The organism is Trichocoleus desertorum ATA4-8-CV12, assembly GCA_019358975.1.
Classification (GTDB): domain Bacteria; phylum Cyanobacteriota; class Cyanobacteriia; order FACHB-46; family FACHB-46; genus Trichocoleus; species Trichocoleus desertorum_A.
On record JAHHIL010000063.1, the window covers coordinates 1 to 26,432 of the forward strand.

General features: G+C 49.8%; 21 protein-coding genes, 1 tRNA gene and 1 pseudogene. 17 read left to right on the forward strand and 6 right to left on the reverse strand.

The window, feature by feature from the left end:
- Positions 1-440, forward strand: a 440-nt coding sequence (locus KME12_25105; protein MBW4491054.1) for a transposase, incomplete at its 5' end; no start/stop codon positions are given.
- A 189-nt stretch (positions 441-629) separates the two neighbouring features.
- Here the strand turns inward: KME12_25105 and KME12_25110 are convergent.
- Positions 630-980, reverse strand: coding sequence for a hypothetical protein (locus KME12_25110; GenBank protein MBW4491055.1), 351 nt, complete (start codon positions 978-980; stop codon positions 630-632).
- Between the two features lie 410 nt (positions 981-1,390).
- Here KME12_25110 and KME12_25115 point away from each other — a divergent pair, with 410 nt between their 5' ends.
- Positions 1,391-3,811, forward strand: a complete 2,421-nt coding sequence (locus KME12_25115) for a response regulator (GenBank protein ID MBW4491056.1) — start codon at positions 1,391-1,393, stop codon at positions 3,809-3,811.
- A gap of 159 nt (positions 3,812-3,970) precedes the next feature.
- Here KME12_25115 and KME12_25120 read toward each other — a convergent pair whose 3' ends face one another.
- Positions 3,971-6,355 (reverse strand): endonuclease MutS2, encoded by a 2,385-nt coding sequence (locus KME12_25120; protein ID MBW4491057.1) that lies wholly within the window; start codon positions 6,353-6,355, stop codon positions 3,971-3,973.
- 392 nt (positions 6,356-6,747) lie between these two features.
- Here KME12_25120 and KME12_25125 point away from each other — a divergent pair, with 392 nt between their 5' ends.
- Together KME12_25125 and trxA are read left to right on the forward strand one after the other, a co-directional pair.
- Positions 6,748-7,911 carry a GuaB3 family IMP dehydrogenase-related protein gene (locus tag KME12_25125; GenBank protein ID MBW4491058.1) on the forward strand — a complete coding sequence of 388 codons (1,164 nt, stop codon included), beginning with the start codon at positions 6,748-6,750 and terminating at the stop codon, positions 7,909-7,911.
- Positions 7,912-8,200: 289 nt separating this feature from the next.
- Positions 8,201-8,524, forward strand: coding sequence for a thioredoxin (trxA, locus tag KME12_25130; GenBank protein ID MBW4491059.1), 324 nt, complete (start codon positions 8,201-8,203; stop codon positions 8,522-8,524).
- Between the two features lie 110 nt (positions 8,525-8,634).
- On the opposite strand, the gene KME12_25135 is transcribed toward trxA, so the two are convergent.
- Positions 8,635-8,811, reverse strand: a complete 177-nt coding sequence (locus tag KME12_25135; GenBank protein MBW4491060.1) for a hypothetical protein — start codon at positions 8,809-8,811, stop codon at positions 8,635-8,637.
- Between KME12_25135 and KME12_25140 the strand changes: the two genes are divergently transcribed.
- The 5 genes from KME12_25140 (at position 8,810) to KME12_25160 (ending at position 14,511) form a co-directional block, all read left to right on the forward strand.
- On the forward strand, positions 8,810-9,877 hold the full coding sequence (locus KME12_25140) for an LOG family protein (protein MBW4491061.1): 1,068 nt from the start codon (positions 8,810-8,812) through the stop codon (positions 9,875-9,877). The genes KME12_25135 and KME12_25140 overlap by 2 nt on opposite strands.
- 801 nt (positions 9,878-10,678) lie before the next feature.
- Complete coding sequence (gene bchL, locus KME12_25145) at positions 10,679-11,542, forward strand: ferredoxin:protochlorophyllide reductase (ATP-dependent) iron-sulfur ATP-binding protein (protein ID MBW4491062.1); 864 nt, start codon at positions 10,679-10,681, stop codon at positions 11,540-11,542.
- A 47-nt stretch (positions 11,543-11,589) separates the two neighbouring features.
- Positions 11,590-12,996, forward strand: coding sequence for a ferredoxin:protochlorophyllide reductase (ATP-dependent) subunit N (locus KME12_25150; GenBank protein ID MBW4491063.1), 1,407 nt, complete (start codon positions 11,590-11,592; stop codon positions 12,994-12,996).
- Positions 12,997-13,156: 160 nt separating this feature from the next.
- A complete protein-coding gene (locus tag KME12_25155) occupies positions 13,157-13,714 on the forward strand; it encodes a hypothetical protein (GenBank protein MBW4491064.1) in 558 nt (185 codons plus the stop codon).
- Between the two features lie 152 nt (positions 13,715-13,866).
- Positions 13,867-14,511, forward strand: coding sequence for a DUF3318 domain-containing protein (locus tag KME12_25160; protein ID MBW4491065.1), 645 nt, complete (start codon positions 13,867-13,869; stop codon positions 14,509-14,511).
- A gap of 99 nt (positions 14,512-14,610) precedes the next feature.
- On the opposite strand, the gene KME12_25165 is transcribed toward KME12_25160, so the two are convergent.
- Positions 14,611-15,396 carry a 7-carboxy-7-deazaguanine synthase QueE gene (locus tag KME12_25165; GenBank protein MBW4491066.1) on the reverse strand — a complete coding sequence of 262 codons (786 nt, stop codon included), beginning with the start codon at positions 15,394-15,396 and terminating at the stop codon, positions 14,611-14,613.
- Positions 15,397-15,708: 312 nt separating this feature from the next.
- On the opposite strand from KME12_25165, the gene KME12_25170 reads away from it, so the two are divergent.
- The 8 genes from KME12_25170 to KME12_25205 all read left to right on the forward strand — a co-directional run bounded on the left by KME12_25170 (position 15,709) and on the right by KME12_25205 (position 23,369).
- Positions 15,709-16,986, forward strand: a complete 1,278-nt coding sequence (locus tag KME12_25170; protein MBW4491067.1) for a glycosyltransferase family 4 protein — start codon at positions 15,709-15,711, stop codon at positions 16,984-16,986.
- Between the two features lie 270 nt (positions 16,987-17,256).
- Positions 17,257-17,874 (forward strand): bis(5'-nucleosyl)-tetraphosphatase (symmetrical) YqeK, encoded by a 618-nt coding sequence (yqeK, locus tag KME12_25175; protein MBW4491068.1) that lies wholly within the window; start codon positions 17,257-17,259, stop codon positions 17,872-17,874.
- Entirely contained in the window at positions 17,875-18,303 is a 429-nt protein-coding gene (rsfS, locus tag KME12_25180; protein MBW4491069.1) for a ribosome silencing factor, read from the forward strand.
- A 56-nt stretch (positions 18,304-18,359) separates the two neighbouring features.
- A complete protein-coding gene (locus KME12_25185; GenBank protein MBW4491070.1) occupies positions 18,360-18,857 on the forward strand; it encodes a CGLD27 family protein in 498 nt (165 codons plus the stop codon).
- 114 nt (positions 18,858-18,971) lie between these two features.
- The gene (locus KME12_25190) at positions 18,972-19,925 is read left to right on the forward strand and encodes an asparaginase (protein ID MBW4491071.1); all 954 of its coding nucleotides are present in this window, start codon (positions 18,972-18,974) and stop codon (positions 19,923-19,925) included.
- A gap of 50 nt (positions 19,926-19,975) precedes the next feature.
- Positions 19,976-20,052 (forward strand) — tRNA-Met (locus KME12_25195).
- 253 nt (positions 20,053-20,305) lie between these two features.
- Positions 20,306-21,964, forward strand: a complete 1,659-nt coding sequence (locus tag KME12_25200) for a DUF697 domain-containing protein (protein MBW4491072.1) — start codon at positions 20,306-20,308, stop codon at positions 21,962-21,964.
- Complete coding sequence (locus KME12_25205; GenBank protein ID MBW4491073.1) at positions 21,936-23,369, forward strand: GTP-binding protein; 1,434 nt, start codon at positions 21,936-21,938, stop codon at positions 23,367-23,369. Before KME12_25200 ends, KME12_25205 begins: the two co-directional genes overlap by 29 nt.
- 203 nt (positions 23,370-23,572) lie before the next feature.
- Here the strand turns inward: KME12_25205 and KME12_25210 are convergent.
- Together KME12_25210 and KME12_25215 are read right to left on the reverse strand one after the other, a co-directional pair.
- Positions 23,573-23,686: pseudogene (locus tag KME12_25210) on the reverse strand (acetylmannosamine-6-phosphate 2-epimerase).
- A gap of 35 nt (positions 23,687-23,721) precedes the next feature.
- Positions 23,722-26,097 (reverse strand): GAF domain-containing protein, encoded by a 2,376-nt coding sequence (locus KME12_25215; GenBank protein ID MBW4491074.1) that lies wholly within the window; start codon positions 26,095-26,097, stop codon positions 23,722-23,724.
- Positions 26,098-26,432 lie beyond the last annotated feature (335 nt).

The following is a 26,432-nucleotide window of genomic DNA, read 5'->3' on the forward strand; positions in this document are numbered from 1 at the left end:
CTCATCATTTGTGCGATCAAGCTCAGATGATTTTTGTCGAAGATCTGGATTTCCGCATCATGGCAAAAGGGATGCTGGGCAAGCATACTCTGGACGCTGGACTGGGGCAGTTTGTGAATCAAGTTTTACCTTGGGTATGCTTCAAGCGCGGGGTCTACTCCGGCAAGGTTGACCCCAATGGCACATCTCAAACTTGCCCTGACTGTGGAGCCAGAACAAAGAAAGATTTGAGCGTGAGAATTTACGTGTGCCATGAGTGCGGGTCGGTCAAGCCAAGAGATATTGCTAGTGGTCAAGTCATAAAAGCCCGTGGTCTATCGGGTATTCAAATTGCGAGTGGAGCCGAGGTATCGGGGGTATTGGAAACAATATCTAGACAACTGGCTATGAAGCTCGAAAGTCTCAAGAGCGATCCTGAGAAGCCCGCGCTGTACTCGTAGAGTCAGTCGGGAGAAGTCACTTTATACATAAGAAAAACCCATCTAATTTTTAGGTTTAGATGGGAAAAACAAGCCATTTATAAGGATTTAGGCCAGCGGTTGAAGTTGTATAGGTTGGCAAAATCTAGCCATTAAGTTCTGCCGTAGCCGTGAGCACATCCGCTCAAGCCAGGAATCCAACAGTGACTTCTAATCGTTGCCCGTAACTTTTTCGATTAGATTTTTTGCCCCTTTTACGATGCCCGCATCAGGGTGTTTCTCTTCGTAAGATTTGAAGTTCTTTTCGTATTCTTGCTCTAGACCATTTGGGTCTTTAGCAAGTCTTGTGGCGTTGTTATAAGCTTGTTCCCGTGTTTCCACCGACTGCTTTTCTGCCTTAGATGGGTTGACTTGGTTGACTTTAAAGTTAGGCACGTTCGCGTTGTCAGCGTAGCTAGCTTGCGAAATGATCAGGCTAGATAGGCTCAGTACACCAACCAACCCAATCACCACCAGACTACTGCGAATAAACTGTCCAACTGCGGCAAGAATTCGTTGCATACCAATCTCCTCGTGATTCTAGTTAAGCTCTGCTAGTTCTGGTCAAAGAAAACAGCGACGCGATCTATAGGGCGACATCAATATCCTTTTGAAATGAATCCTACGGTGCCTAGGTAGAAGCGCCGTCTATCAGAAGGTACATTGCTCTTGCCCAGAGAATTACAAAGTATGAACGGTGAAGGGAGGCCAGTCATACCATGTCTGTAGGAGCAACCTCAGCAAATGCCAGAAGCGATCGCCTGCCTAAGCCCAAAGCATAAGTCTAAAGAATCTGATATGAATTGCGTTCCAGTCATGAGGAGTGCTTTTATAACTTGAATATAGATGGCTAACTTTTTCACGCTCTTTGTTGCATTACTCGTGCATTACTTGGCCCGAAGTCGCCTCATGGTTGAGTGCTTGCTAATCAGATGAGAGATGAAGACAAAACTAGAGAGCAACTCCTCTGTGAGATAGCAGCACTACGCCAGCGTAATGATGAGCTGGAAGTATTGAGCCAACGCACCCAAGCACTGCAACAGGCAAAAGCTGAGGGACAGCAGCTCCTAGTGCGAGAGCAGGCAGCCCGGACGGTGGCCGAATCGGCAGAGCGACGGGCCGCATTTTTAGCGGAAGCAAGCCGAGTTCTAGCCAGTTCTCTCGACTATGAAGCGACATTAAATAGTGTGGCCCAACTCGCCGTTCCAACGATCGCGGATTGGTGTTTTGTGGATGTCTTGAGTCCAGATGGGACGTTGCAACGCTTGGCCGTAGTTCATCTCGATCCCGCTAAGGTGGCTCAAGCGTGGGAATTAAACCAGCATTATCCACCCCCGCCTCACGCCCTTGTCGGTCCTGCCCATGCTGTGCGGACTGGGGCTTCAGAGCTAATTCCTCAGATCTCCGAAGAGATTTTGGTTGCCTATGCCCAAGATGCGGTTCATTTAAAGCTGTTGCGTAGTTTGGGTTGTCAGTCCTCAATGGTGGTGCCGCTGATTGCTCGCGATCGCGTGTTGGGTGTCATTACCTTTGCCACGGCTGAATCTGAGCAGCGCTATGAAAGAGTTGATTTGGTTTTGGCAGAAGATTTGGCGCAGCGGGCAGCGATCGCCGTAGACAACGCTCGTCTCTACCAAGCCGCTCAAGCAGCCCTCCAGCAGCGGGAAGAGGCACTGCGGCTTCAGCAAAGCGTCGAGCAGAAGTTAACGTTGTTGGTTGAAGCATCCAGTACTCTAATTAGTTCTCTAGAACTCAACGTTCTGCTGCCCAAGATTCTAAATCTATCTTGCAGTTTGATTGCCGCAGATGCCTATGCAGTTTGGCGCTTCCTGCCCTCCCTCAATAAATGGCAAGTCGTTTCAGCGGCGGGTCTGTCGGAGGCGTATCAACAATCTGTAATTCAAGTGACGACCGCTACACCGTCCATGCCAGACCAGCCTTATGTGATTGAGGATGTAGAGCAATCACCCCTCCTAGAAATTCGCAAGGCAAGCTATCGCCAAGAAGGGATTCTGGCGCTTCTGGTATTGCCGCTAAAAATTCATGGCGAAACCTCTGGAACTTTGGTGTTTTACTATCACCAACCCCACCAATTTAGTCCCACGGAAGTTCGGGTGGGAATGGCGCTGGCCAACTTATCTGCCTCAGCCATTGGGACAACGGAGCTATATCAGGAGCAGAAAAGCCTACGGGCAGAAGCGGAAGCAGCTAACCGGATCAAAGATGAATTTCTGGCTGTGCTGTCCCACGAATTACGCACCCCACTTAACCCCATTTTGGGTTGGGTCAAGTTGTTGAGAGGTGGCAAGCTAGAACCTGCCAAAGCGGCCTCAGCATTGGAGACGATTGAGCGTAATGCCAAGCTGCAAACTCAGCTCATTGAAGATTTGCTGGATGTTTCTCGAATTTTGCAAGGCAAGCTGACTCTGAGTGCTCATCCGGTCAGCTTAGCTGCTGTGATTAACGCCGCGATCGAGACAGTCCGGTTGGCCGCAGAAGCTAAGTCGATTCAGATTCACACTCTCTTGGATGGCACGGTGGGCCAAGTCTTAGGTGATCAAAACCGACTGCAACAGGTCATTTGGAATCTGCTCTCCAATGCGGTGAAGTTCACTCCCCCAGGCGGACGTGTAGAAGTGAAGCTGGAGCAAGTCGCTCAGCAAGCTCAAATTCGGGTGAGTGATACGGGTAGAGGTATTGCCCCAGAATTTCTAGCTTATATCTTTGATTACTTTCGCCAAGCGGATAGCACCACCACTCGCCTTTTCGGCGGCTTAGGGTTGGGCTTGGCGATCGCTCGGAACTTGATAGAGCTGCATGGTGGGGCGATTCAAGCGGCAAGTGCTGGAGAAAACCAAGGAGCCACTTTTGTGGTCCGTTTACCGATTTGGCAGGAGGAAGTCGGCCAGCATGCCCCCTTGCCTACGAGGCCCAAGTTTCTTGGCTCTGAACCTGTCCTGAAAAATTTAAAGATTTTGCTAGTAGATGATGATACGGATACACGAGAAGTCATGAGCTTCATCTTGGAGCAGTCTGGAGCTACAGTCGTCAAGGTTGATTCTGCGGCAGCGGCGCTACAAACCCTGAGCCAAATGTCCCTCGATCTGCTTTTGAGTGATATTGGCATGCCGCAGGTCGATGGTTATATGTTGATTCGCCAGGTGCGATCGCTGCCCCCCCAGCAAAGCGGCACCATTCCTGCGATCGCCCTGACTGCCTATGCAGGCGAGACTAACCAACAACAAGTGCTAGCAGCCGGGTTCCAACAGCATATGACAAAGCCGATTGAGCCTGATCAGCTGATCCAGGCGATCGCGCAACTGATGGGGCGGGCAAATGATACCATTTCGTAATTCGTAACCTTCTACCTCCGCAGCCAACCATTCAACCCACCCAAAAGCTTCGCAACTCGAAACGCCTACAGTTAAACTCGTTTGGAGGGGGTCTGGGGGACGCAACCGTCTCTCAGCGGGGGTTTGGGGCAAGTGCCCCCAAGGATCGGATTATTGCAGTTACTTCAGATAGGCCACCGTCACCCCAGAGCCTCCTTCCGCTTGCTCAGCCAGCTCAAAACGCTCCACTTGCGGATGGTGCTTCAAAAATTCATGCACGCCTTGGCGTAAGCGTCCGGTGCCATGACCATGAATAATCCACACTGTTCCTTGAGCTTGAGCCTCTCTAATCGCTTCCTCCAAGGTAGTTTCTGAGTCCGCTACTCGGCTCCCACGAATGTCTACCGTATTGCGCGAAGTGCGAATGACTGGAGCAGGCTTGCTCTCTACCGGGGGAGGTTCTGGCGCTGGCTTGGGCTTGGCTACTATTTCGGGCTTTTGCCCATCCAGCGATTCGACATCCTGAAGCTTCACCGTCATTTTCATTAAGCCAAACCGCACCGTCAGTTCTCCATCATCATCGGGACCATTGAGAACTTCAGCGGTCTGACCTAAGCGGGGAATCCGGATGCGATCGCCCACTTGCGGACGAAAAGCAGGTTTCGGGGGGACTGGTTTCTGCTTTGAGGGTAGACGACGACCCGCAATCTCGTTGAGCGCATTAGTCGCTTTTTGGGCTTCCTGGGCGGTCATCGGGCCTTGCTGCAACTGCCGAATCACCTGGGCGATTTCCCCTTTGGCTTGGGCGATCGCATCTTGTACCGCTCGTTCTTGCGCCAATTGCAAATCCCGCTCCCGATCCTGGAGTGCCGTCGCTTTTTGCGAAACTTGTCGATGTAATCGTTCCGCTTGCTCCAGCAGTTGTGAGGCTTCTTGAGCTTTAGTTTCTTGTTGTCGGCGCTGTGCCTCTAGACCTGCAATCACCTCATTCACTTCTTCGGATGCACCACCAACATATTGCTGTGCCTGGGTAGTGATTTCTGCTTTCAAACCGAGGCGACGCGCGATCGTCAAGGCATTGGAGCGACCAGGAATGCCCCAAAGCAGACGGTACGTTGGTGAGAGCGATACGTCATCAAACTCAACGGCAGCATTTTCAAACCGCTCGTCCTGGTATTTCAGGGCTTTGAGTTCGCCAAAGTGAGTGGTAGCGATCGCCAATTGAGCCTGATCTGCCAAGTACTTTAATAAAGCCACAGCCAAAGCACTGCCTTCCGAAGGGTCGGTGCCTGCGCCCACCTCATCAAGCAGTACCAGCGATCGCCCCGTCATCGCCTCAAGGATGCGACTAATGCGGCGAATGTGCCCCGAAAAGGTCGAAAGGTTTTGCTCAATCGACTGCTCATCGCCAATGTCAGTCAAAACTTGGTCAAACCAGGGAATTTCCACAGGTTCGCGAGCCGGGATAAACAGCCCCACCTTTGCCATCAAAGCCGCCAAGCCCAAAGTTTTCAGGGTTACTGTCTTACCGCCCGTGTTGGGGCCAGTGATGGCGACGACACGAATCTGGGGCCGAATCATTAAATCAATAGGGACTACGGCTCGCCCTTGTTCGTGCTGTTGTTGCCAAACCAGGAGCGGATGGCGCAAGTTTCGCAGGGTGACATTTTCTCCTGCCTCTCGATCGACAAAGCGGGGTGGGTTGGCTTGCAACCATAAACTGTAGCGGGCGCGGGCTGTGGCTAAGTCGAGCGTGGTCGCGATCGCCAACAACCGTTCCAAATCTGCCTTAACTTCAGCAACCTGAGTGGTCAGCACTTGGCGCACCGCTTCTTCTTCCGCCTGTTCTCGTCGCAGCAATTGCCGCAACTGGTTATTCAACTGCACCGTGGAATGAGGCTCGACATACAGCGTCGCCCCACTCATAGAAGTGTCATGAATAATGCCCGGAATCGCGTCTTTCTGGGGTGCTTTGACTGGAAGCACAAAGCGATCGCTCCGCTGCGTAATTAATTGCTCCTGCACCGCATTTGATTGGCGTTGCAGAATGTTTTGCAACATTTGATAGACGCGATCGCGCACCTGCTTTTGTTGCTCCCGAATTTCGCCCAGCTTGGGGCTAGCTCGATCCATCACCTTACCGCGCTCGTCAATGCAGCGATGAATTTCTTGTTCTAATTCTGGATAGGTTCGCAGTTCTGCCACTAGCTCAGTTAAGACAGGCACGTCTGTTTGGTTATCGATGACGCGGCGGAGGTTACGAGCCCCTGATAAAGTGGTGGCGATCGCAAATAGCTCTTCCCCTGTTAATAGTCCTTGCCGCTCTGCCCGTTCTAGAGCCTCGCCAATATCACTGATACCCTCAAACGACAGCCCCGATGTGAGGCGGCTTTCTAGTTGATAAACTTCTTGGGTTTGGACGAGCAGCCCTAAGCTTTCATCTAATGTGGTGGGAATGGTGAGGTGCCGTGCTGCGATCGCCCCTAACTTAGTGGCAGCAAAGGTTGATAGATGCTGACACAGGCGCGGCCATTCTAAAAGGTCTAAAGTTTCAGATTGAATCAAAGTCTGCGTGCCGAGTCTCAACGAGTGGGTGACTGGAATTAATTAAATAATTTTAAGCTTCGCGAGTCCGAATCGTCGGAACCCTATGCCTCTATTGTAACGAGCCGATCCCTTAGTGCGATCGCCCACAAGCTAGGGCTATCAAGATTAATCTTCTAAAGATTGAGCATTCTGAGCAGCAAGCTGATCGTTAAGTTCTTTTGTTTTTGACAAAGAAATAGATCATCCAGGGTTAAACTAAAAACCGCTTAGTGCTTTCCCGGAGAAACCACGGAAATTAGGCGATCGCCGCAACTTTAACTGAAAAAAACTAAATCCTTAACGCTGACAAGACCCATCCTTCACCCAAATTTGGTAGTCTAGTCCAAATGGTCTTGTGAAGAATTAGAAGCGTGGAAATTCAACTTGGGCGGGGCAAAACAGCTCGCAGAGCATACGGATTCGACGAAATTGCGTTGGTTCCCGGTCAGCGGACGCTTGATCCGAGCTTGGCCGATACGAGCTGGAAGATTGGTGGCATCGAACGGCAAATTCCCATCATTGCGAGTGCAATGGATGGAGTAGTGGATGTCAAAATGGCTGTGCTCCTATCTCAGTTGGGAGCGTTGGGTGTATTGAACCTAGAGGGCATTCAAACCCGCTATGCCGACCCCAACCCCATTCTGGATAGAATCGCGTCGGTGGGAACCACTGAGTTTGTTCCCTTGATGCAAGAGCTTTACGCAGAGCCGATCAAACCAGAGCTGATTGAGCAGCGAATTCAGGAAATCAAGAGCCAAGGTGGTATTGCTGCGGTCAGTGCTACTCCCGTCGGAGCTGCCAAGTTTGGGGCGATTGTGGCCAAAGCAGGCGCTGATCTGTTCTTTATTCAAGCAACGGTTGTTTCTACAGCCCACCTGTCTCCAGAGTCAATTGTGCCGCTGGATCTGGCTCGGTTCTGCCAAGAAATGCCTATGCCAGTGATTCTGGGCAACTGTGTCACCTATGAAGTAGCCCTAAACCTGATGAAGGCAGGGGCAGCAGGCGTGCTAGTTGGCATTGGCCCAGGTGCTGCTTGTACTTCTCGTGGGGTGCTTGGCGTGGGTGTGCCTCAAGTCACCGCGATCGCCGACTGTGCCGCAGCACGGGACGACTACTATCAAGAAACTGGCAACTATGTTCCCGTCATTGCCGATGGTGGACTCGTCACAGGTGGCGATATCTGTAAGTGTATTGCTTGCGGCGCGGACGGTGTCATGATTGGTTCTCCCTTTGCTCGCTCCGCCGAAGCACCAGGTCGGGGTTTCCACTGGGGGATGGCGACTCCTAGCCCCGTTCTGCCACGCGGAACCCGGATTCGAGTCGGTACCACAGGCACGCTAGAGCAAATTCTCCGTGGCCCTGCCCAACTCGACGATGGCACTCACAACTTCCTAGGCGCTTTGCAAACCAGTATGGGTACCTTAGGCGCTAAAAACATCAAGGAAATGCAGCAAGTTGAAGTCGTGATTGCCCCTTCCTTGTTAACCGAAGGCAAGGTTTATCAAAAGGCGCAACAGCTTGGAATGGGTAAGTAAATTAACTTCCCAAATAAATCCTTAAAACTTTTCCGGTCTCTACCCAGGAACCCTGGAAAAACTAAAGCTGTCGCTTACAATAGAAAGTAGCGGAGACGCATGTTTCCGTTCACTCCTCACACCACACTCCGCCTGGACTATTGTTCGGGCGGTTCCTAATTTTAAAGGGGGATTTTCTGGGAGTTGCAGTCCAAGAATTTCTACCTAAATGTATAAGCTTTAAGACCAAAGGTGACTGTTTTGTCTATGATAAAATTTTGGAAAACAACGTAGGCAAGGATTTCCGAGCATGTCAGCAGCTGCACAAGTGACGGATTCTAGTTTTAAGCAAGAAGTGCTTGAAAGTGAAGTTCCAGTTTTAGTTGATTTTTGGGCTCCCTGGTGCGGTCCCTGTCGGATGGTTGCACCTGTTGTTGACGAGATCGCCCAACAGTACGATGGGCAAATCAAGGTCGTCAAAGTTAATACTGACGAGAATCCCAGCGTTGCTAGCCAATACGGTATCCGCAGCATCCCAACGCTGATGATTTTTAAGGGAGGACAGCGAGTTGATATGGTAGTGGGTGCTGTACCGAAGACCACTCTAGCTAACACTTTAGAAAAGTATCTTTAAGCTAAATAGGGTCGAACCATTTTCTTGAGAAATCAATCTTTTGTATTTCAGGTCTTAATTCATTCATTAGCTTAGTTTTCAGAGCTTTGTCTTCTGTAATGTCTTAAAACTTAAGCCTTCTCCTGAATATCAGCGCTTGGGATGCAAATGCCGAAGCGCTTTTTAATTGCATTTTGCTCAATGCTTATCCCCGCATTGATCCCCGCTATCCCCAGCTTGTGATTCGGTGGCACCAATACTCCATGAATCTCGGTAGAATAGAATGCCGCCAGTTTAGAAGCATCCATGGCCTCCTCATCGTCTTTCAACGAGCTTGCATCGCTCCAAACCAATGTGACTGAATTAATTAATCGTCTGCCCACCCATGAGCAGGGAGAGTTAATTCAGCAAGCTTTGGTAACTATTTTGCGGATGGCCGAGGGCGAAGTAAACCGCTTAGATTGGAAGATTGTGACTGCTTCTCTACAGGATATGGAGCGAGCCTTTAAAGCTTTCTATCCTTACCGTCACGTCCGCAAAATTTCTATGTTTGGGTCTGCTCGCATTCAACCCGACAGTGTTGAGTATCGGATGGCAGCTGAGTTTGCGCGTCGCATCACGGAGCAAGGTTTCATGGTGATCACTGGAGCGGGTGGTGGCATCATGCAAGCAGGGAATGAAGGCGCGGGAGCAGGGCAGTCTTTTGGTCTCAACATTCACTTACCTTTTGAGCAAGGGGCCAACCCTTTCATCCAAGGCGATCCCAAGCTGGTTTTTTTTAAGTATTTCTTCACCCGTAAACTTGTGTTCTTAAAGGAGAGCGATGCTCTGGCGCTATTTCCAGGTGGTTTTGGAACGCAAGATGAAGCTTTTGAGTCTTTAACGCTGAGTCAGACGGGTAAATCTGCTCCTGTACCTCTTGTGTTGATCGATCGCCCTGGAGGGGATTATTGGCGGAACTGGGCGGAATATATTGAAAAGCAATTACTAAAACGAGGGTTGATTAGCCCGGAAGATCCTAGCTTATATACCATTACTGATGACTTGGATGTGGCTTGCGAAGCGATCGCGAGTTTCTACCGGGTGTTTCATTCCAGCCGCTATGTCGGCAGTCTGCTAATCATTCGACTCAAGTCTGAGTTAATGGATAAAGACATAGATAAGCTGAATGAAGAGTTCAGTGACATTTTGGTCAAAGGACGCATCGAAAGAAGCAAAACCTTGCCTCAAGAAGCTCCAGATGAAACCATTGACCTACCCCGCTTAGCGCTGCACTTCAATCAACGCGATTTAGGCCGTTTGTACCAACTCATTGCTGCCATCAATCAACTAGCTCTTCCTTCTCCTACTGCCGAGCACCCAGAACAAAAGTAATTACAATCCTTGCCATTTTTATGAGTTGGGGTGAGTCAATCTTGCCCCAATTTTCGTATAAGTGTTGTCCGGAGAGAACATATTAGACGTTTGCTCCAGCTAGCTCTGTGAACGAAGAACCCTCGCGCTTTTAGGCCGAGGAGTGTCAAGTTTGATAAAGCTCTAAGGCTGCTCAGGGCAAAATTCACCATATTTAACAAAACTCTTGAGATCCCCTGATTCTGCATCTTTCGGCTAAGGATATGTGCTTATTTGGTTCCTTTCGAAGGTTGGATAAGAGAAGGATAAGAGAGAGCGATCGCCTTTGTGAACCTACTAAACTCCTTGCGGATACTAGGCGTCGCTGACAGACTCCAGTTTTGCTCAGGGAGGGCAGACATAAAAAGGGTCTGAGGTGTCTCAATCGCCTTCTTTATTGTTTTTGGCTTTCAAGATGCGGGCAGGAGTTAATTTAGGGCGATCGCCATTTCAAAGAGCTTGAATCCTCTCGAAAAAAGAATTAGTGAGGGATAGGATTTTATTTTTTGTTCCACATTCTATAAAAATAATTTAATAAAACAAGGAAAATAATTTTTTATCACTTTAATTTGTAATCTAAGCATTCCATCTCCTTTAAGATACTTCTGGTTCTTCCTAGCACCGTTATACGCCCTTAAACATTCTTCCATCCTCTTTCTTTTCCCTGGAAGTTCGACAATAATGCAGGCAACAACTTGATAAAGCGCATGCCACGGTCACCTCAAGCGCCGTGCAGCCAATGCGGCCCCCAGATTTTGATACGAAGCTATAGGAGAGATTGGCGTGAAACTAGCAGTTTATGGCAAAGGCGGGATCGGCAAATCGACAACGAGCTGCAATATTTCAGCTGCTTTAGCCAAGCGCGGTAAAAAGGTTTTACAAATTGGCTGTGACCCAAAGCATGACAGCACATTTACCTTAACGGGCTTCCTAATTCCCACCATCATTGACACACTGCAAGCCAAAGACTACCACTACGAAGATGTTTGGCCAGAAGATGTTATCTACAAGGGTTATGGTGGCGTAGACTGCGTGGAAGCAGGTGGCCCTCCCGCCGGAGCGGGTTGTGGTGGCTACGTGGTGGGTGAAACCGTTAAATTGTTGAAAGAACTCAACGCCTTTGATGAGTACGACGTGATTTTGTTTGACGTGTTGGGTGACGTAGTCTGCGGTGGCTTTGCGGCTCCCCTCAACTATGCCGACTACTGCTTGATCGTGACCGACAATGGTTTTGATGCTCTGTTCGCGGCTAACCGGATTGCAGCTTCGGTGCGGGAAAAAGCTAGAACTCACCCTCTGCGTCTAGCTGGTTTGATCGGTAATCGGACTGCCAAGCGCGACTTGATCGACAAGTACATTGAAACAGTGCCCATGCCCGTGCTGGAAGTTCTACCCCTAATCGAAGACATCCGGGTTTCCCGCGTAAAAGGCAAAACCTTGTTTGAGATGGCCGAGTCTGATCCTTCCTTGAACTATGTGTGCGACTACTACCTCAGCATTGCCGACCAGATTTTGGCTCAGCCAGAAGGTGTCGTACCCACCGATACTCCCGATCGCGACCTGTTTGCTCTCTTGTCTGATTTCTATCTCAACCCCGCACCAGTACAGAAAAGGGAAGACGAAGAACTAGATCTGATGATGGTCTAAAAATCAGCAACACGTAATTAGTAGAACCCTGGAGAGGAACACCGTTCATGACCCTTGCTGAAACTCAGCCCCAAGCCCTAGATTTTGAGTGTGAAACTGGTAACTATCACACTTTTTGCCCGATTAGCTGTGTGGCTTGGCTATACCAAAAAATTGAAGATAGCTTCTTCCTCGTCATTGGCACTAAGACCTGTGGCTACTTCCTGCAAAACGCGATGGGCGTGATGATCTTTGCTGAGCCTCGGTATGCGATGGCAGAGTTGGAAGAAGGAGACATCTCCGCTCAGCTCAACGACTACGAAGAACTTAAGCGCTTGTGCGATCAGATTAAGCGCGATCGCAACCCCAGCGTGATTGTTTGGATCGGCACTTGCACCACCGAAATCATCAAAATGGACCTGGAAGGCTTGGCTCCCAAGCTAGAGTCAGAAATCGGGATTCCCATTGTGGTAGCTCGTGCTAACGGGCTGGACTATGCCTTCACGCAAGGGGAAGACACGGTTCTAGCAGCAATGGCTCAGCGCTGTCCAGACAAGGCTGCAACGACAGAAACCGAAAAAGATGAGCGCAACGCTATTGCCAAACTGCTCAACTTTGGTCGTAAGAAAGAAGAAATAGCTGCTGAGCAATCGGAATACGCCGATCATCCTCCGCTCGTATTGTTCGGTTCATTGCCTGATCCTGTGGTGACGCAACTCACCCTGGAACTGAAGAAGCAAGGCATTAAAGTAAGTGGTTGGTTACCCTCCAAGCGCTACACCGAGCTACCCGTACTCGAAGAAAACTATTATGTCTCTGGGATCAATCCTTTCCTCAGCCGCACTGCCACCACTTTGATGCGTCGTCGCAAGTGCAAGTTGATCGGTGCTCCTTTCCCCATTGGCCCGGATGGCACGCGGGCTTGGCTCGAAAAGATTTGCTCGGTATTCGGCATTGAACCCCAAGGCTTAGACGAGCGGGAAGCCCAGATTTGGGCCAGCCTGGAAGATTACCTCCAATTAATTCGCGGCAAATCTGTCTTCTTTATGGGAGACAACTTGCTAGAAATTTCTCTAGCTCGCTTCCTAATTCGCTGCGGCATGAGTTGCCCAGAGATCGGCATTCCTTACATGGATAAGCGCTACCAGGCAGCTGAACTGGCTCTGCTAGAGAAAACCTGCCGCGACATGGGAGTGCCGAACCCACGGATTGTAGAAAAACCTGACAACTACAACCAGATCCAACGGATTCATGAGCTAAAACCAGATTTGGTGATTACGGGCATGGCCCACGCCAATCCCCTAGAAGCGCGTGGCATTAACACCAAATGGTCTGTAGAGTTTACCTTCGCCCAAATCCACGGCTTTACCAACTCCCGTGACATCCTAGAGCTGGTGACTCGGCCCCTGCGTCGCAACAACAATCTGAAAGACTTAGGTTGGGATAAGTTGGTCCGCGAAGAAGCCAAGATCTAAGTCTGTCAGCATCTACCGCCTTGTGATCTATGCTTTTGCCTAGCCCCCACCCTGAGTGGGGGTTTTGTCTGATGACCTCTTCTCGGATAAATTCAATAGGGCAGAGGATGAAGCATTTTGATTTCACCTGCTTGCTTAGCGAATCACCAATGAGGCACCTATGGGCGCGACGTTGCAACAGATTGCCAACTATTTAGACAACAAAGGTTGGACTTACGATATCGATGAAGCAGACTACCGTATCGTTACAGGCGTAGAGGCTGAAAATGTTGAAAACTTTGTCATCGTGGTTCAACTAGACGAAGAAGGTAAGTTCTTTAAGCTGTTTGCCCCACAAGTGCTCTCAGGCATCCAAGACCACCCCCACAAAGATGCAATTTTGCAAACTATGCTCTGCATCTCTTGGGAAACCAAAATGTTGCAGTGGGAATATGATCCCTCTGATGGAGAGATTCGAGCCATTATTGAATTTCCGCTCGAAGATTCTTTGCTGACAGAAAAACAATTTAGTCGTTGTCTAGCAGGGTTGGTGCAAATCGTTGATGAAGTCGCTATGCCACGCTTGCAAGCTGTGATGGAAACTGGTCAAGACCCTGGTTATGAAGAAGAAGGGGAAAGGTTACTGCTGGCGTTGCAAGAGCAGGCCCCAGGACTTTTGGGACTCCTAGAACGAGCCATGGAAGCCCGAAAAAAACGAGGAATGTTTCCTACTGAATGATTATTTGCCAGCTGTCAGCAAGCTATTCTCGCTTACGTCGTTCTAACTCAGTACTCTAGATTAACCGGAGATAGAGAGAATTATTAGCATGTAAAGACAGCTATACTCCAAAGTAGTATTCTTTCTTGTTGCGAGTTGCCAAGGCCCGGACTATGACATCGTATGCAACCTCCACGACCAGAGCCGAGATGAGCGAACTCCGGCGTTTAAAAGCCCTGCTACCCCCTGAACTGCAGAGTTGGGTCATGGTGGAGGGAGCCACAACTGTTAACCCTCCTCTGATTACAGCTGAAGAGATTGGCAAGGATCAAGTTGAGATTCAGATTGACTTAATTCGTTGGGAACAACTCGCGATCGATCAACGCAACTTGCTGTTTTGGCATGAAGTAGCACGTATTCAGAACGATACAATTCCCAAAGATGGCTGGGAAATGGCCGCTTTGGCGATTGGTCTGGGTGGTGCTGTGGGAGAACTTTGGGTTCAAGATGGGTTGCTCTTGCTGCTAGCACTAGGGCTGTGTGGAGTTTCAGGTTACCGCTTGTTTCAGAAGAACAATAATGAGCGCACCGTGCGAGAGGCCATTGATGCTGATGAGAAGGCGATCGCCCTCGCTACTCGATTTGGCTACAGCTTGCCCAATGCCTACAAGAGTTTGGGTAGTGCTCTCAAAGCTTTAATTGATCAAACTCCCAAGAAGCGACAACGGGGCAAGTACGAAGCTCGGTTGGAAGCCCTAAAGCGTAGTGCAGCCAAAGCGAAAGCCAAAGCGAAAGGTGGCCGCCCAGAAATGCCATAGATTCATCGTTTTGTAACGTCGTTAAGACTTTTTATCTGAATCAAACGGAGTTGGGTAAATGCTCGACTTCGTTTTAACCTTTTGAGAAAAGGTAGCAGATTACAGTTGGCCTAGCATTTTGTGAGTTTGAGGAATGACTCGCACCTGTTTCAAGGAGCGCTTCATCAGAGCTTGCCAGGTCAAAACTTGATCGGGATCGGGTGGCGAAAAAGCATGACCCAGTGAATGGGGCACATCCAGGGGAGTTACAGGTTGGAGAAAGACTGGAATTGCTGGATCGACTGCGGCAACCAACTGAGCTGTCTGCTCCAAATCTTCTAGTTTGGTAGCTTGGGAAGCGATCACCTTCACAAATACTTCCACCGAGGCATCATGACAGCGCTGCAAAAACTCAGCGTGTGCTGTCCAAAGGGTTTCACCGCTAACGCTTGGCAACTTCACATCCATGCCCACAGCATCTAAATACGGCAGAATCATTGCCAACTGTTCAGGCCGATGCCCGCCACTTTCGAGGTAAATCGGTAGTCCCGTTTGCTGGCGCACTTGAGGCAGAAACTCAGCTAGAAATGCCGCGTGCAGCAGAGGTTCGCCCCCAGTCAGGCTAATGCTGTCGTGTAACCCTGGCTGATTTTGCCGCTGCACCCACGCCAACAAAGTGGGTAAAGTTACTGGATTCGGATGCGTTTCAAAATCTCGTAAACCGGGCGATCGCTCAATTTGGCAAGTAGCAGGGGCCGTCCAGGTATGAGCACTATCACAAAAGCGGCAACGTAAATCGCAGAAGCCAAACCGAATAAAAAGTTGGCGTGTGCCTACATTCAGTCCTTCTCCTTGAATTGCTGAAAAGACTTCAACCAAGCGAGCTGTGGCGGTGTCAGCAGTCATCTTAACAAAGTGCCATTAGCAGGGAAAACTCATTGTAGACGACCGACAAGGACAAAATTTGTGGTATTTCTAAGTTCGGTAGCGCTCTTCAAAAAATGACCGCGCCCAGAGGAAATGTTCATCTGATCTTTAAATGAACAAAATTTTACAAAAAGATTCGCTGAAGTCTCGCCTTTAACATTTCCTCGGTTTGTGATCTATCGCTAAGTTTCTAGTGAGGACGCAGCAAAATTCCAGAGTCCTATGCAACATGGGCAAGTTCTGGAGGCGCGTTGGACTCGCAGCTCCGTAGAACGATGTAAGTTAACGACTATGCGAATTCTAATTTATTCCTACAACTACCATCCAGAGCCCATCGGCATTGCCCCCCTGATGACCGAATTGGCAGAAGGGTTGGTCCAACGAGGTCATGAAGTTCGCGTTGTCACTGGTATGCCCAACTATCCCCAACGTCGCATCTACGACGAATACCAGGGGAAGTGGTATGTCACCGAAGAAAAAAACGGAGTTACCATCCAACGCAGTTTTGTTTGGGTCAAGCCAAAACCTGGTTTACTCGATCGCATCCTCCTCGATGGCAGTTTTGTCCTAACCAGCTTCCTGCAAGCCATGCGTGGTTGGCGGCCTGATGTCATTTTATTGACTGTTCCACCCTTGCCAGTCAGTGTTCCAGCGGCTTTACTCGGCTGGATTCGCCGTTGTCCTGTCGTACTGAACTTGCAAGATATTTTGCCCGATGCGGCAGTGCATGTGGGGTTGCTGAAGAGTAAGACCATGATCCGAGTCTTCTCAGCTTTAGAAAAATTTGCTTATCGCACCGCGACCAAAATTAGCGTCATTACAGAAGGGTTTGTTGACAACCTCACCGCTAAAGGGGTAGCTCCAGAGAAGATGGTTTGCATTCCCAACTGGGTTGATGTCAACTTCATCCGTCCTCTGCCTAAAGAAAACAACGCCTTCCGAGTCGCCCATCAGCTCGAAAACAAGTTTGTGGTTCTCTATTCTGGCAACATCGCCCTGACTCAAGGGCTAGAAACAGTTGTAGAAGCGGCTACCCGCCTGCGCCACATTCCCGAAATCGCGGTGGTAATTGTTGGTGAGGAAAAAGCGCTACAAGGCTTGCGAAATTATTGTCGGGCCCGAGGAGCGGACAACGTACTCCTGTTGCCTTTTGCACCGCGAGAGAAATTACCAGAAATGCTAGCAGCCGCCGACATCGGCTTAATTGTGCAAAAGAGTAACGTGATCTCTTTCAATATGCCTTCCAAAACTCAGGTGCTATTGGCTAGTGGTCGCCCCATCATTGCCTCAGTCCCTGACACCGGAACGGCTGCTAGAGCGGTTCAACAAAGTGGTGGGGGCGTTGTTGTGGAACCAGAAAACCCGGATGCCTTGGCTGCTGCAATTTTAGAACTCCACGCTAATCCCGCTAAAGCAGAGATGCTAGGCCAAAAAGGCAGACAGTATGCAACTGAGCGCTATGCCTTTGAGCAAGCTCTCAACCAGTATGAAGCTTTGTTTAGAACGGTCGTAACCAAATCCTCTACTAATATTTCAGTCCTACCAGAGCTCATGGCTGAGAAGTCATAAGTCGATCTTTAAGGCTTCTGGTCGTTTTGAGGCGTCTAGAACACAAGTTGCACTCTAAATCGCTAGTTCGATTCGGCTCAGGTATCGTGATATCTGGGCAGTTTTGTACGGTTTACTAAACCTATAGCTGAGGTGCTGCTGCAAATAATTCCGCTAAAATGAGAGGCAGATCGCATAAATCTCCTTTCAAAAATTTTGCAGATCAAATCATCTATTCCCTTGGACCACGGTCCTCGTCCTGACTCTCCAACCACTTCTGACATTAAATATTTGTCAGGCGCAGTCCAGCGTGAACAGGTTTTAAGTTGGTTGGCTATAAATGTGCCTGACTCGCGGCTTAAGCACATTTTGAGAGTGGAGCAGACTGCCATAGAACTAGCTCAGCATCACGGTCTAGATGTCGAGAAAGCGGCAGAGGCGGGGTTAATGCATGATCTGGCAAAGTACTTCAAGCCCCAACGCCTTCTAGAGATGGCTCAGGCCGAGGGTTTAGAGATAGACCCGGTAGAAGCAGCAAACCCACACTTACTACATGCGCCAGTTGGTGCCATCGTAGCTAGAGATGAGTTTGGGGTTGAGGACGAAGAAGTCTTGCAAGCTATTGGTGATCACACACTGGGTAGACCTGGAATGGGTTTGCTAAGTTGTGTCGTTTTTCTGGCAGATAGCTTGGAGCTGGGACGGGGAGATAATCCCGAATTAGAAACCTTGCGGCAAAGCAGTTTGCAGGATTTACATCAAGCGGTTTATTTAACCTGTAATTATTCTCTGAAGTATTTTCTGGATACCCATCGGCTAATTCATCCTCGAACTGTTCTCACGCGCAATTGGTTTTTAAAACGATCGCATCCGATAAATTCTGTTACTACACAAGGAACTGAGAACTGAATGACCGATTTCCAAGTGCGTTCTTACCCAACGGCGGCTTCCTCTCCAGTTGCCAGCGTTGCGAAGGAAGATACTAGTAAACAACTGGCCTTGCTAATTGCTGAAGCTGCGGATGACCGTAAGGGAGGAGATATTGTCATCCTCAAAGTCTCTGAAGTTTCTTATTTGGCAGATTACTTTGTCCTGGTCACGGGTTTCTCCAGCGTTCAGGTACGGGCGATCGCACGCTCAATTGAGGATAAGGTAGAGGAGGAGTGCCAACGATTCCCTCTGCGCACCGAAGGCCAAGGCGATGGCAGCTGGATGGTGCAAGACTATGGTGAGGTCATTGCTCACGTCTTTATGCCAGAGCAACGAGAATTTTATAATCTCGAAGCCTTTTGGGGCCATGCGGAAAAAATTGAATTTTCCACCTTGCCAAAGGATTAGGTAAATTAAAGGGACAGACGGCTCTTGGGTCGCCTCTGCACTTGCTAATGTTGCCTATGGATATTTCTACCCCTGTTTGTCCCGTTCCTTCTGAGCAGCAGCCGCTTAATGAATACCGAGACCTCAAGGAGTCTTGGTTTTTCCGTTGGGCAACTTTACCTTTGCACACCTACCTCACTACGATTCTTTGGATTTGGATTTGCAGTTGGTTAGTGGTAGGGCCAGTTGCAACTTATAGCTTTTCCTGGGTGAAACACCCGGTCCAGTTTGCGTTGAGTGGGACGGCTGGTGCGGGCCTCATTGTTGTTTTAGCCTTACTTCGCCTTTATTTAGGCTGGAGTTATATTCGCGATCGCCTCCTCAACGAAACCGTTTTTTACGAAGAGTCAGGCTGGTATGACGGTCAATATTGGCCCAAGCCGCCGGAGGTGCTGACACGCGATCGCTTAATTGTTAGCTACGAAATTCAACCGATTTTACGGCGGCTACAGCGCAGCTTTGGTTGCCTTGTCGCTCTTTTTTGCTGCGGTGGCATTGTTTGGCAATATCTTTAACTCAAAACATAGCCATGAAAATTAGCCCCACAAAGATTAATCAAAATATTGTAAGTGTCATAGCTCTGTAAGCTAGGCTTGCCTTGGGAACTGGAGTATGTCAGAGTTTTAGCCATGACTAGGGGAAAACGAACTCAAGCTGCTGAGCTAGAAGTTAGATTACTGCGTGAAGGGTTGGTCGAGTCCAGCCATCACGTCCAAGCCGTCGCCTGTGATGACCGAGGGCGAGTGCTTTCAGTGGCAGGCAATGCTGAAACCGCTACTTTTGTGCGCTCTGCACTGAAGCCGTTTCAAGCACTATCTATAACCACAACAGGCACATTAGAGCGTTATAACCTGACCGATCGAGATTTAGCGATTATTTGCAGCTCGCATAGGGGCACGATTGAGCAAGTGCGGCAGGCTTTTAATATCCTGTGGCGCAGTGACATTGATCCATCAGCTCTACAATGCCCGATTCCTGAAGGCAAGCGCAGCCCATTGGAATATAACTGCTCTGGCAAACATGCCGGGATGCTAGCGGTTTGTCAGCAACGCAACTGGCCGTTGTCGAATTACTTGCAGCGCAATCACCCAGTCCAGAAATTGATTCTGGGCAAGGTGGCCGAGTTACTCCGGATGCCAGCTGAGGAATTTATTGGCGCTAGAGACGACTGTGGCGCTCCGACTTATTTCTTGCAATTGGGGCAGATGGCTACTCTTTATGCCCAGCTTGCTTCCGGCAACAACCTAGATATGGAGCGGATTGTCCGAGCCATGACCCATCACCCGAATATGGTGGCGGGAGAAGGCGAGTTTGATACCGAAGTGATGCGCCTCACTCAAGGCGAGTTGGTCAGCAAATCGGGTGCGGAAGGTGTGCAGTGTATTGGTCGAGTTGGGGAAGGCTTAGGGCTAGCCATTAAGGTGGTCGATGGAGCGAAGCGAGCCAAGTACGCAGCCGCAATTCACATTCTCAAGCAGCTCGGTTGGGTAACTCCAGCGATCGCAGAGGCTCTAACCGAAAGCTTTATTACCCTGAGTTCATTCAAGCGTTTAGACGTTTTGGGTGAATTATCCCTAATTTAGAAATTGGGGGTTGCAATCTCAGAAGCTTTTGGTTATAGTAATAAAGCCGACGCGGGGTAGAGCAGTCTGGTAGCTCGTCGGGCTCATAACCCGAAGGTCCATGGTTCAAATCCATGCCCCGCCACCAAATAAAAACAAAGCTCTGTAGTTAATCGCTACGGAGCTTTGTTTTTTGTGATAAGAATTGATATTGCTCGATCGGAGAAGCCTTAGGTGCCTGAGCTATGGAGCAGAATTCTCCGTCGTAGAATAGGGGTATCTAGGGCATTGCAGAACTGGTGGGTAACACTTTTAGTCAGACATGGAATTTTTTGCCGCAGAAGTGATACTACTAAGGCCAGTAATCCTCAAAAAATTCTTTATCAAGCGCTTGTAATTCTATGACTGTCCTGTGGCGGCGACCTGTTTTGGTTGGGGGAGTAGGGCTTACCTTTGGGTTGTGGTTTCTGGAAAGTATGGCGCACTCGCTGGCAGAGGTCAGCGGCTTAGTCACGCTAGGAGCGATCGCGGCAGGGGCAGGTGTTTGGTTTTTTCAGAAACCTAGTGCTCAAATTGTTCCCATTTCTGCTCCAGCATCTCCTGTGAGCCGCCTACAGGTTGAACAAAGCTTGGTGGAAGTTGAAGACAGAATCCATCAGTTACAGGCCGAGGTAGCCACCTTAGAAAAGGTACGTCCTGAAACCATTGCCCGCATTCCGATGCTAGAAACGCAACTCCAAGCTTTGACACCGGAGTTAGAGCGGCAAGAACTTCGAGTCGCCGTGGTAGGGGGGCGAGCGGTTGGCAAAACTTCCCTCGTTCAGGTTCTGCAAGCGCAAGGACTGGCTGCTGTGTCGCAACCTATTTCTTGGCAAGATCTACCCGCTCTACTCGCAGCAGAGACTTCCACCCTCGATGTAGATACGATCGCTGAGGCGAAAACCGCAGATGCAGTCATTTTTGTGGTGGCAGGCGATTTGACTGAGTCTGAGTTGCAGGTGGTGCAACAACTGTCTGCTGCTAATCAGCGCCTACTCCTGGTTTTGAATAAGCAAGATCAGTATTTACCCACTGAGCGATCGCTAGTGCTCAGGCAACTACAAACGCGCACTCAAGATTACTTAAACAGTGCCGATGTGATGGCGATCGCGGCAGTACCCAATCCCTTAAAAGTGCGCCAACATCAGGCAGATGGTTCGGTGCAGGAGTGGATGGAGCAACCCCAACCCGACGTTAATTGGCTCTGCGAGCGGTTACAACAGCTTCTAACTCAGGAAAGCCAGCAATTAGTTTGGGCCACGACTTGGCGGAGCGCATTAGCGCTGAAAACAGAAGTACGAACCGTGCTAAATCAAGTTCGTCGCGATCGCGCCTTGCCGCTAATTGAGCAATACCAATGGATTGCCGCAGCCACAGCGTTTGCCAACCCAGTACCAGCCTTAGATCTCTTAGCCACTACCGCAATTAACGCTCAGCTAGTCCTAGACCTGAGCGCCATTTATCAGCAAAAATTTTCCTTACAGCAAGCGCAAACTATTGCAAAGACAATGGCTAGTTTACTGCTGAAATTAGGTTTAGTAGAACTCTCGACCCAGGCGATCGGCACGGTGCTCAAGAGCCATGCCATCACCTATGTGGCAGGTGGCGGAGTCCAGGGTGCCAGTGCTGCTTACTTGACTCGCTTGGCTGGATTGAGCTTAAGCGAATATTTCGAGGAGCAAAGTGCCTCTATTCTCCCAGAGTCCGAGAATCCCCTAAGTCTCGATCGCCTGACTCAAGTGATCAAAACCGTATTCCACCAAACTCAGCAGAGAAGCTTTGTTCAAGCTCTGGTAAAGCAGGTGACAGAGCGCTTTGCGTCCTTTGCGCCTAACCCCTCGCCTCAGTTGCAACCTCCATTGCAATTAACCGCAGCGATCGAGCCAGCCCTACCCTTGGCATCTATACCGTTACCCAACCTCCAGCTAGCTAGCCACGAATTGGAGCTAGTAGAGGAGAATAGATCTGCGGTCAGTCTTTCCAGTACTAGCCTTGAGTCATCCTCCCTCCTCTCAACCTAACGCCCCCACCAACTTTCAATCTGCTTCCAGTTCTGCCCCTTCTGCCCGGCAAGAATCGCACTTCAGTCGAGCCAGAGCCAGTTTGCGAGAGATTCTGTCGCGCCACAACCAGCGACTGCGGCAATTTAAGCTGCCTAATAATTTAGAGCTACAAGCGGCTTTGCAAACAGAGCTGGAAGGTTTGTCAGCCACTTTGAACAAGCTGGACCAAGGAGTGATTCGGATTGCCACGTTTGGGTTGGTGAGTCGAGGGAAATCTGCCGTATTGAATGCTCTGTTAGGGCAAAAAGTTTTGCAAACGGGGCCGCTGAATGGCGTAACGCAGTGGCCGCGCTCGGTGCGTTGGGTGCCAAACACCAAAAGCAAGGTACAAGTCGAACTGATTGACACGCCTGGCCTCGATGAGGTGCAAGGGCAGGCTCGCGCCAAGATGGCCCGCGATGTGGCTCGCCAAGCTGATCTGATTTTATTCGTAGTCTCTGGGGATATTACTCGCACTGAATATCAAGCGCTGTGCGAATTGCGAGAAACCCAAAAACCGCTGCTTTTGGTGTTCAACAAAATTGATCTGTATCCCGATCGCGATCGCCAAGCGATTTATAAAAATCTACAGCAACTAGGAGCTAACAGCAGAGACAGCCGACGTCTACAGCAACTGCTCTCGACTGATGAGATTGTCATGGTGGCTGCTGAGCCTGCCCCGTTGCAAGTACGGGTAGAATGGCCCGATGGTCGTGTCACCTATGAGTGGGAATCGCCACCGCCCCAAATTGAGCCGTTGCAAGACAAACTGCTAACACTGCTGAATCGGGAAGGGCGATCGCTCTTGGCCTTAAATGCCTTGCGGCAAGCACGAGAAGCCGAAACCAAGATTGCCCAAACGACGATCGAGTTATGCAGCCCTGAAGCTGAGGCGTTGATTTGGAAGTTTACTCGTTATAAAGCAATGGCGATCGCCTTAAATCCGATCGCGTTTTTGGATTTAGCTGGGGGCGTGGTGGCGGATTTAGCGCTAATTCGAGAGTTGGCGCGTCTCTACGGCTTACCAATGACTCGCTACGAAGCTGGAAAGCTCTGGAAAACCATTTTGCTCAGTTCTGGCAGTTTGCTGCTGAGTGAGCTGGGCAGTGGTGTTTTGTTGGGTTTGGGCAAGAGTACTGTAGCGATCGCCTCAGGCGAGAATCCTGCTAACTTTTCTGCCTATGCTGGGGTTGCGGTGGTGCAAGCGGCGGCAGCTGGGTATGGAGCTTATGCGATCGGACGTGCGGCGCAGGTTTATTTGGAGCAAGGCTGTACTTGGGGGCCACAAGGGCCAAATACGGTGATTCAGGATATTTTGAGCCAAATTGAACCGAATACAATTGTTTATCGGCTGCGGCAGGAGATTGGAGAGTTTTTGGGTTAGATTTTTGGGTCAGCTTTTTGGGCTATTTGGAACCGAGCCTTGGGGGCACTCGCCCCCAAACCCCCACTGAGGGACGGTTGCGTCCCCCAGACCCCCTCCAAACGAATCTAACTGTGAGTACTTCGAGCTGTTTAGCTTTTCTGCCACCTCATCCTTCATCCCTCATCCTTCATCCCTCATTCCTCAGCGGCTTGGATGACTTGGGCGATCGCGGCAATCACATTGGGTTCATGTAATGGCGAGTCCAATGGAGCCTGGCAGGACACAATTAAGCCATGCCGTAAAGATTGAATCAGATGGCCAAAAGTCGCAGACATGTCTGAGCTTCTAATGGAGGTGACAGATGCAGCAGCTAACGAATAGATGCGTTTTCCGCAGCATGAGCTTCTGTTAGGGCTACGTTGGTTGAGTCGATCAAGGCTGCTACCTTATATAGCAGCTGTTCCGGTTCAATGGGCTTCCCTAAACAGTCGTCTGCCCCTGCCTCCAAGTAATGGGAATCGGCTTTATCAGGGCAGTGAGTGGTTAGGACTAAAATTTTCAGGGATTGAGTGGTAGGTGAAGTCCGTAGATAGTGCATCACCTCGTATCCATCCATCCCAGGCAGTTGCATGTCTGCGACCACGACGACTGGATGCAAGATTTCGATTTGCTTCACTGCGGTTGAGCCATCAACTAGCCACACCACTTGGTAGCCCGCTGCCGTCAGCAGATCGCAGATCAGCATAGCGCTTTCTTCGTGGTTTTCAATCAGAACAATACGCCCTTGAGAATTGCTGTGGTTGGCATTAGTGGGATTAATGCCACTGGCAGTAGGCAGAAGTTGGGCAGGCAGATGCACTGTAAAAATAGAGCCGATCTCGACCGTAGAATCTACATCAATCCAGCCGCCATGCAGTTCTACCAATTGTTTGGTCAATGCCAGACCTAGTCCTGTGCCTTCATACTTACGCTGGTAAGAGGTATCTAATTGCTGAAATTTTTGAAACAGCAAAGGCCGTTGGTGTTCTGGAATGCCAATGCCTGTGTCTTCCACTTGCAACACTGCTTTCCCTGCCTCTAGCCAAGCTCGCAGGGTGACTCGACCCCCTTCAGGGGTGAATTTAATCGCGTTACTGAGGAGGTTGAGCAGCACTTGCTTTAGACGCCGTTGGTCGGCGGTAAAGCGATCGCCTGCAACCGGAATCTCGACCTCACTCACCAGTTCAATACTATTGGACTCAGCTTTGTCTTGTAACGTTTGCAAGCTTTGCTTGACTAAGCTGGTGAGGGAGAACTCACTAATCTTTAAGGTGGCTTTACCCGCTTCTACCTGAGACAAGTCTAAAATGTCGTTGATTAAGGCGAGAAGATGTTCGCCGCTGTCGTGGATGGTTTGTAAATAGTGCCGTTGGCGATCGCTCAAGTGTCCGAAAGACCAACGCAAGAGTGTGGCTGACATGCCGATCACACAGGTTAGGGGCGTTCGCAATTCATGGCTCATCGTCGCCAAAAAGTCGTTTCTAGCGCGGCTAGCAGATTGAGCCACAGCCAAGGCATCGTGTAGCTCTTGGGTGCGTTCAATCACCCGCTCTTCTAGAGTTTCTTTTTGCTGCTGCAACTGGGCGTAAAGCTGGGCTTGGTCAATGGCGATCGCTAAGTGCTCGGCAATCCGCTGCAAAAATGTCTTTTCACTGTCTTGCCACTCCCTTGGCGCAAAGCACTGGTGGGCAATCAGCAACCCCCACAATTGTCCCTGCACCACAATCGGAGCCACCAACTTAGCCAAAATCTGGTGGCGACGCAACAGCTCTAACAAACAGGGCGATAGGACGTAGGTGGCAGCGACATCATTGACGGCTAGCGTGTAGCCTTGGCAATACTTTTCTTGGCAATTCGGAATCCCGACAAAACAGTTTTCCTCTTCTGCCACATGCAGCACCGAAGGAATGTTAGCGGAGGCACAGGCTTCGTAGGTAATGCAACCATAGCCAGGTCGCAATTTTTGCAAGTGCTCTTGTAAAGGCTCTGAATTGATAGGAGCGTTGGGATTTGGGTTTAGCGAAGCTAGATGAGCATCAAATTGATAAATAACCAGGCGATCGGCCTGCAAAAAGTGGCGAACTTGCTGGACTGCTGTTTCTAAAATGGTGGATAGCTCCAAGCTTTGGCGAACTTGGGTGATCACCTGATTTAGTAAGCGTTCTTGTTCTACCTGCTGGCGCAAAGCTTCTTCTACAGGCTGACAAACGGATACATTGGGATACCCGTGGTCTACCTGAGTGGGTAGAGCCGCGATCGCTAGTTGTTCGACCAACTGCAACGTAAAGTCACTTTGGATTTTGGCATCATTCGGGTGGAGTCGCTGGCAAAGTTGCTCTAGCGTGCCAACCACATCGGAAGGTGCGGTAAAGCAGTTGCTGATTTGGGATAAAAACTTCGCGATCGCCTCTGGATCAAACGTTAGATCGAGTTCGTAAGCCGACTCAGCCGCGTACTCACTATTAACCTGAGGTTCCGCAGTTTTGGCAAGCAGCAGCGCACTAAATGGCTCTGAAACCACCACCACAAACCGGGCTATCTCCGAATTCAGCGGGTCTGGAAGGGAGGCAAGAATGGCTTCAGTCAGCACAGATACAGTTGTTTGGGGTGCGATCGCCACAGCCATTTGCTGTAGAAGATCGTGTAGCTGGCCGAAAGTTGCACCAGCCAAGGTTCGACGTACCGCTGAAACTGGGAAACTAGGCATCTTCAGGTTCGTTCACACAAGTTAGTCGCCCGACTCTGTCAACCTTCACGCTCAATCTTCGCCCACAGCATTTTTCACGGCCTTAGACTGCACTCAATAACTAAACTCAACCAGCTTCTGTGCCCTAAAGCTAGGGAACTCAGAACCGCCCGAAGTTTGACATGTAATGCTCAGTTATAGAAATCGCCGTAAAACCCACATGCTTTAGCGGTGGGATATAAGGCGGTGAGTCGAAGACGAACAGCTAGGTAGGCTACTTCTCCAACGACCTAATGAACTCTCGAATCACATCTGTCTTGGTTCTTTTCGCTTTCTTGGCATAGCGCCCAAGTATC

What these genes read in the sequence shown, in the direction of transcription:
- rsfS (MBW4491069.1), top strand. Translation starts at nt 17,875, where the DNA reads ATGACCGATTTCCAAGTGCGTTCTTACCCAACGGCGGCTTCCTCTCCA.
- KME12_25190 (MBW4491071.1), top strand. Translation starts at nt 18,972, where the DNA reads ATGACTAGGGGAAAACGAACTCAAGCTGCTGAGCTAGAAGTTAGATTA.
- KME12_25155 (MBW4491064.1), top strand. Translation starts at nt 13,157, where the DNA reads ATGGGCGCGACGTTGCAACAGATTGCCAACTATTTAGACAACAAAGGT.
- KME12_25115 (MBW4491056.1), top strand. Translation starts at nt 1,391, where the DNA reads ATGAGAGATGAAGACAAAACTAGAGAGCAACTCCTCTGTGAGATAGCA.
- KME12_25200 (MBW4491072.1), top strand. Translation starts at nt 20,306, where the DNA reads ATGACTGTCCTGTGGCGGCGACCTGTTTTGGTTGGGGGAGTAGGGCTT.
- KME12_25150 (MBW4491063.1), top strand. Translation starts at nt 11,590, where the DNA reads ATGACCCTTGCTGAAACTCAGCCCCAAGCCCTAGATTTTGAGTGTGAA.
- KME12_25110 (MBW4491055.1), bottom strand. Translation starts at nt 980, where the DNA reads ATGCAACGAATTCTTGCCGCAGTTGGACAGTTTATTCGCAGTAGTCTG.
- KME12_25165 (MBW4491066.1), bottom strand. Translation starts at nt 15,396, where the DNA reads ATGACTGCTGACACCGCCACAGCTCGCTTGGTTGAAGTCTTTTCAGCA.
- trxA (MBW4491059.1), top strand. Translation starts at nt 8,201, where the DNA reads ATGTCAGCAGCTGCACAAGTGACGGATTCTAGTTTTAAGCAAGAAGTG.
- KME12_25160 (MBW4491065.1), top strand. Translation starts at nt 13,867, where the DNA reads ATGACATCGTATGCAACCTCCACGACCAGAGCCGAGATGAGCGAACTC.
- KME12_25140 (MBW4491061.1), top strand. Translation starts at nt 8,810, where the DNA reads ATGGCCTCCTCATCGTCTTTCAACGAGCTTGCATCGCTCCAAACCAAT.
- KME12_25185 (MBW4491070.1), top strand. Translation starts at nt 18,360, where the DNA reads ATGGATATTTCTACCCCTGTTTGTCCCGTTCCTTCTGAGCAGCAGCCG.
- KME12_25135 (MBW4491060.1), bottom strand. Translation starts at nt 8,811, where the DNA reads ATGGATGCTTCTAAACTGGCGGCATTCTATTCTACCGAGATTCATGGA.
- KME12_25215 (MBW4491074.1), bottom strand. Translation starts at nt 26,097, where the DNA reads ATGCCTAGTTTCCCAGTTTCAGCGGTACGTCGAACCTTGGCTGGTGCA.
- KME12_25170 (MBW4491067.1), top strand. Translation starts at nt 15,709, where the DNA reads ATGCGAATTCTAATTTATTCCTACAACTACCATCCAGAGCCCATCGGC.